We start from the raw sequence: 6466 nt of genomic DNA, 5'->3' as shown, positions 1-6466 counted from the left end.
TGGATTTATTCTTCAAGAAAATACATCAATTTTGATAAGTAGAAATGGTAAAAACATTGTATAGCATTTTACACAGGAGTCTGGACTTGACTGTATTGCTTTATTGATGAGTTTATTTAAATTTATGTTTGACGTCTTTTAATTTTATTTAAAAATAGTATAATGCTTTAGTATCTATTTTTGTAAAATATGTATATTAGAGTTCAATTTGACATAAATAAAATTAATAATTAAACGGAGAATGAAAGAGAGTGTTATAAGTGATATATTTTGACAATGCTGCCACTACAAAGCCCCATAGAGACGTGCTCGATTCATTTATTAAAGTTAATGAAGCGGTTTATTTTAATCCTAATAGTCCGCATAAGTGGGGTTTGCAAGCGGAAAAAGTGCTGCTACAGTCTAAGGAACGCATTCAAGCCATGCTACCCATTGGACAGAATACAGATGTTATATTCACAAGTGGAGCCACAGAATCTAACAATATAGCTTTAAAAGGGATAGCTTATAGAAAGAAACAGTTTGCTAATGAAATTATAACTTCTGTTCTAGAACATCCATCAGTTTTAGAAGTAATGAGACATTTAGAAGATGATGGTTTTAAATTAAAATATGTAAATATCACTTCAGATGGTCGTATCGATATCAATCATTTAGCATCGTTAATGAATGATAGAGTCGGGCTTGTTACTTGTATGTATGTCAATAATATTATGGGACAAATACAACCTATAGATGAAATAGTGACATTATTAAAAGATTATCCTAAAGCCCATCTACATGTAGATGCTGTTCAAGCATTGGGTAAAATTCCATTGCACCTAGAAGGGATTAATAGTGTAAGTTTCAGTGGTCATAAATTTAATGGACTTAAAGGTCAGGGATTACTATTAATTGATAATAAAGATAAATTAGAGCCCATTGTGCAAGGTGGAGGCCAAGAATACGGTATACGAAGTGGAACGGTTAACTTACCTATGAACGTCTCCTTAGTGAAAGCAATTGCTTTAGCACTAGATGATTTAAATGACCGTAACCATCGTATGCGTCATTTTAATAATGAGCTTCGTCAATTTTTCAAAAAATATAAAGGCGTTTATATTAATTCACCTGAAGATGGTGCACCACAAATATTAAATATTGCGTTCCCAGGGGTAAAAGGTGAAGTGTTAGTTAATGCATTTTCAAAATCTGATATTATGGTCTCAACGACAAGTGCTTGCTCATCTAAAAGAGGAAAATTAAATGAAGTATTAATGGCGATGGGAATTGCTGACAATAAAATAGAAGGAAGTATTAGATTATCATTTGGTGATTTGACTACAGAAGAGGATATCAATCATTTTAAAGAAAAATTTGAAATAATATATACAGAAATTAAGGAGTTGTTAAAGTAAATGAAGTTCGATCACTTATTAGTTAGATATGGAGAATTAACTTTAAAAGGAACGAATCGTAAAAAGTTTGTTAATGCGTTGAAAGATAATGTGATTAAATCATTGCAAACGATTGAGGGTACCCATGTTAAAGGAAAAAGGGATAGAATGTATATCTCTTTAACTGAAGAAGCGGATGCGCAAGAAGTCATCGATCGATTAACCAAAATTTTCGGTATTAAATCGGTAAGTCCAGTGCATAAAACATCACAAGAATTAGAAGATATTAAAAATTTATGTGTCGATTTAGCTCAGGACTTCAAAGCGGGAGATACATTTAAAATTGATGTTAAACGTGTAGATAAATCATTCCCATTAGATACGTATGCATTACAACGTGAACTTGGAGGCACTATATTACAAGGTACGGAAGATATATCAGTAGATGTAAAACATCCGGATCATAATGTCAGAGTTGAAGTGAGAATGGATGGGGTTTATGTCTTTACACAAGTATTTGAAGGTGCCGGTGGTTTGCCAGTTGGTACAGGTGGTAAAACGCTCTTAATGTTATCAGGTGGCATAGATTCACCTGTAGCTGGAATGGAAATTATGAAACGTGGTGTAAACATAGAGGCGATTCACTTCCATAGCCCACCTTTTACAAGTGAAAAGGCTAAAGACAAAGTGATTGAACTTACACGTATTTTATCAGAGAGAGTGGGACCAATTAAATTGCATATTGTGCCATTTACAGAACTACAGAAACAAATAAATAAAGTAGTTCACCCTAGATATACGATGACATCAACACGTCGCATGATGTTACGTGTAGCCGATATTGTATTAGAGAACGTTGGTGCACATGCGATTGTTAATGGTGAAAATTTAGGACAAGTTGCAAGTCAAACGCTAAAGAGTATGTATGCGATCAATGATGTCACATCTACTCCGATTTTGAGACCACTTGTTTCGTTAGATAAAGAGGATATTATTAAAAAAGCACGTGAAATAGGTACATTTGATGTTTCCATTCAACCTTATGAAGATTGTTGCACAATCTTCACACCAAAAAATCCTGTGACTGAACCAGATTTTGATAAAGTAGTTAAATATGAAAGTGTATTTGACTTTGATGACATGGTTCAACGTGCGGCAGATAATATTGAAACGTTAACAATTAATAAAGATTATAAAAGTGAAAAAGACCAAAACACTGATGCATTAATGGATGAGTTATTTTAAAATAGAATAAACATACATTCAAATAAAGGGGAATTGCATCATGGAGATAACGTTAAATGTCATTTTAATTATTATTGCGTTTGGCTTCTTAGCTGCATTTATTGATGCTGTCGTTGGTGGGGGTGGGCTCATATCAATACCAGCACTATTAGCCATTGGAATGCCACCTTCTCTAGCTTTAGGTACGAATAAACTGGCTAGTTCGTTTGGCTCACTTACAAGCGCAATCAAGTTTATACGGTCGGGTAAAGTAGATTTAAACATTGTACTCAAACTTTTTCCATTTGTGTTTATCTTTGCAGCCGGTGGGGCGAGTTTAGCTACATTGTTGCCTGCACAAGTTTTGAAGCCAGTAGTGATTATCATATTAACGCTTGTGCTTATTTATACAATATTCAAAAAAGATTGGGGAAATGTACGCACCTTTTCAAAGCTAACAATTGGTAAAGCCATTATGTTTACATCTTTACTGTTACTAATTGGATTTTATGATGGATTTTTAGGTGGGGGTACAGGTTCCTTTATGTTATTTGTGTTACTGACGTTTGGCTTTGATTTTTTGAGTGCAGCAGGTAACGCTAAAGTATTAAATTTTGCGTCCAATCTAGGTGCATTGGTTCTTTTTATTATTTTGGGCCAAGTTGATTTTGTATATGGATTGATTATGGCAGCGAGTATGGTGATAGGTTCCTTTGTAGGTGCACAATTTGCCATAAGTAAAGGTGTAGGATACGTCAAAATACTGTTTATCATTGTTACGGCGCTACTCATTTTGAAAAATACGTATGATTATATAATACAATTGTTACAACATTAACATGTATCAGTTCCAATTGATTGATTTCGGTTTTATGACTGTCGTATGATAACAATATAATGAAAATACTATAGGAGGTCATTTCATCATGACACAAATTACTTTTAAAAATAATCCAATTCATTTAACTGGTTCTGAAGTTTCTGAAGGGCAACAAGCGCCAGACTTTAAAGTACTGGATAATGATTTAAATGAAGTTAGTTTAGAAAATTATAAAGGTCAAAAGAAATTAATCAGCGTAGTACCTTCTATTGATACTGGTGTGTGTGATCAACAAACACGTAAATTTAATGAAGAAGCTGCACAAGAAGATGGCGTTGTTCTAACAATTTCTGCCGATTTGCCATTTGCTCAAAAGAGATGGTGTGCATCTAATGGATTAGATAATGTGATTACGTTAAGTGACCATAAAGATTTATCATTCGGACAACAATACGGTGTTGTTATGGAAGAGTTAAGATTATTAGCGCGTTCAGTCTTCGTATTAGATAGTAATGATAAAGTGGTTTATAAAGAATTAGTAAGTGAAGGTACAGACTTCCCTAATTTTGATGCTGCATTAGAAGCATACCGTAACATTTAATATTCAATTTAGATAATAGATATAACGTAAAAGTGTCCATATTTATTTCAATAATGCTATCTAAAGCTAGCGTTGATTATTTTACAGAAATAAACCTGATGGACACTTTTTTATTGGAGAGGATTAGGTATATGAGTGAAGAACAAACAGTGATGGAGAAGCTTTTCAAAACATTAGATGAAAATGCTAAAGCTTTAAATGAGCAAAATGGGCAAAGTTTCATTGAAAATTTAGGACTTGCAATGGAGGATGTATATCGCAATAAACGTGAATTGTTAGAACAAGCAACGTTGCAGGACCGTAGAAAGGCATTTCAATTTGCTTACTTAAGTTTAATGCAAGAGGAATCAATCCAAGCAAATCACCAGATTACGCCTGATTCGATTGGATTAATTCTTGGCTTTTTAGTTCAGAAATTTACTGAGAATAAAAGCGAATTACATGTTGTAGATATGGCTAGTGGAGCTGGTCATTTAAGTGCTTCTGTTAATGAGGTGCTTAAAGACACAACAGTGATGCATCATCTAATTGAAGTAGACCCTGTATTATCAAGAGTGAGTGTCCATCTTGCTAATTTCTTGGAGATTCCTTTTGATGTTTATCCTCAAGATGCAATTATGCCATTACCATTAGAAGAAGCGGATATTGTGATTGGTGATTTACCGATTGGCTATTATCCTTTAGATGAGCGAAGCCATGAATTGCAATTAGGCTTTAAAGAGGGGCATAGCTACTCACATTATTTATTAATTGAACAATCAGTCACTGCCTTAAAACAAACAGGTTTCGCATTTTTAGTCGTTCCAAGTAATTTATTTGAAGATGACAATGTAAAACAGTTAGAAAATTTCATTGCAACAGAGACAGAAATGCAAGCATTTTTAAATTTACCTAAGACGTTATTTAAAAATGAAAATGCGCGTAAATCAATATTGATCTTGCAAAAGAAAAAAGTGAATGAAACTAAGCCAGTTGAAGTGTTATTAGCAAATATTCCTGATTTTAAAAATCCAAATCAATTCCAAGGATTTATTAGTGAATTGAATTCTTGGATGGCAGAAAATCATCCCAAAAAATAAACTGTGATATTCTTGAATTATGACTGTATTAATGGTTAAATAAATATGGATATTAATTAATAAATTGGAGGACAATATATATGTCTAGTTTAGTTTTAGCGATTAACGCTGGTAGTTCTTCTTTAAAATTCCAACTCATTAGAATGCCTGAAGAAACTATAGTAACAAAAGGTTTAGTAGAACGTATCGGTATTAAAGACTCAATTTTCACAATTGAAGTGAATGGTGAAAAAATTAAAAACGTTAAAGATATCAAAGACCATGAAGAAGCAATCAATATCATGTTAGACAGCTTCAAAGAACACGGTATCATTGATGATATTAACGACATTGCTGGTACTGGACATCGTGTCGTACACGGTGGTGAGTTATTCCCAACTTCTGCATTAGTTACGGACGAAGTTGAAGAAAAAATTGAGTCACTATGTGAATTAGCACCATTGCATAACCCAGCTAACTTAATGGGAATTCGTGCATTCAGAAAATTATTACCAAATATTCCACATGTCGTAGTGTTTGATACTTCATTCCATCAAACAATGCCTGAACAATCATATTTATATAGCTTACCTTACCAATATTATAAAGATTATGGCATTCGTAAATATGGTTTCCACGGCACAAGTCATAAATACGTGTCACAACGTGCAGCCGAAATCATGGATAAACCAATTGAAGAATTACGTATCATCTCTTGCCATATTGGTAATGGTGCTTCAATCGCGGCCATTGATGGCGGCGAATCAATTGATACTTCAATGGGATTCACACCATTAGCAGGTGTAACTATGGGTACACGTTCAGGTAACATTGACCCTGCATTAATTCCATTCATTATGCACAAAACAGGTCAAAGTGCTGAAGAAGTGCTTAATGTATTAAACAAAGAATCAGGTTTATTAGGTATTTCAGGTACTTCAAGTGATTTACGTGACCTTGAAAGTGATGCTGAAGAAGGTAAAGAGCGTGCGCAATTAGCATTAGACGTATTCGCTTCTAGAATCCACAAATACATCGGCTCTTATGCAACAAGAATGCATGGTGTAGATGTAATTGTCTTCACAGCTGGTGTAGGTGAGAACTCTTCAACAGTGCGTGCGAAAGTATTAGAAGGATTAGAGTTCATGGGCATCTATTGGGATCCTAAGAAAAATGAAGCAATTCATGGCGAAGAAGGATTTATTAATTACCCACATTCTCCAGTTAAAGTTATTGTTATTCCAACAAATGAAGAAGTTATGATTGCTAGAGATACAGTTAAATATGGCGAATTATAATCGTTAAGAAGATAAAATTAAAAAGCACAAAAATGATTGTTGTTTTAAACATCATTTTTGTGCTTTTTTTATTGGTTCTAAGAGAAATG

The 6466-nt window shown here is 33.7% G+C and carries 6 protein-coding genes; all 6 read left to right on the top strand.

Translation table 11 applies throughout. The features are described 5' to 3' along the window. Positions 1-260: 260 nt before the first annotated feature. Positions 261-1397, top strand: coding sequence for a cysteine desulfurase family protein (locus KA858_RS00700; protein ID WP_210134754.1), 1137 nt, complete (start codon positions 261-263; stop codon positions 1395-1397). Beyond that, positions 1398-2621: a tRNA uracil 4-sulfurtransferase ThiI gene (gene thiI / locus KA858_RS00695; RefSeq protein WP_210134753.1), complete on the top strand. Its 1224-nt coding sequence runs from the start codon at positions 1398-1400 to the stop codon at positions 2619-2621. Between the two features lie 40 nt (positions 2622-2661). Further along, on the top strand, positions 2662-3438 hold the full coding sequence (locus KA858_RS00690; RefSeq protein WP_210134752.1) for a sulfite exporter TauE/SafE family protein: 777 nt from the start codon (positions 2662-2664) through the stop codon (positions 3436-3438). Positions 3439-3526: 88 nt separating this feature from the next. Then, complete coding sequence (gene tpx / locus KA858_RS00685) at positions 3527-4021, top strand: thiol peroxidase (RefSeq protein ID WP_053029626.1); 495 nt, start codon at positions 3527-3529, stop codon at positions 4019-4021. A 131-nt stretch (positions 4022-4152) separates the two neighbouring features. Next, positions 4153-5100 (top strand): class I SAM-dependent methyltransferase, encoded by a 948-nt coding sequence (locus KA858_RS00680; protein ID WP_210134751.1) that lies wholly within the window; start codon positions 4153-4155, stop codon positions 5098-5100. 80 nt (positions 5101-5180) lie between these two features. Further along, a complete protein-coding gene (locus tag KA858_RS00675; protein ID WP_053029624.1) occupies positions 5181-6377 on the top strand; it encodes an acetate kinase in 1197 nt (398 codons plus the stop codon). Positions 6378-6466 lie beyond the last annotated feature (89 nt).

It is taken from the genome of Staphylococcus sp. GDX8P80P (assembly GCF_017893095.1).
GTDB classification, from domain to species: domain Bacteria; phylum Bacillota; class Bacilli; order Staphylococcales; family Staphylococcaceae; genus Staphylococcus; species Staphylococcus borealis.
The sequence above is the reverse complement of the archived record's forward strand: the minus strand, read 5'-3'. Positions and strand labels throughout refer to the sequence as shown.

Excerpts from the sequence above, each read along its gene's own strand:
- KA858_RS00680 (WP_210134751.1), top strand. The coding sequence starts at position 4,153 with ATGAGTGAAGAACAAACAGTGATGGAGAAGCTTTTCAAAACATTAGAT.
- KA858_RS00675 (WP_053029624.1), top strand. The coding sequence starts at position 5,181 with ATGTCTAGTTTAGTTTTAGCGATTAACGCTGGTAGTTCTTCTTTAAAA.
- KA858_RS00690 (WP_210134752.1), top strand. The coding sequence starts at position 2,662 with ATGGAGATAACGTTAAATGTCATTTTAATTATTATTGCGTTTGGCTTC.
- tpx (WP_053029626.1), top strand. The coding sequence starts at position 3,527 with ATGACACAAATTACTTTTAAAAATAATCCAATTCATTTAACTGGTTCT.
- thiI (WP_210134753.1), top strand. The coding sequence starts at position 1,398 with ATGAAGTTCGATCACTTATTAGTTAGATATGGAGAATTAACTTTAAAA.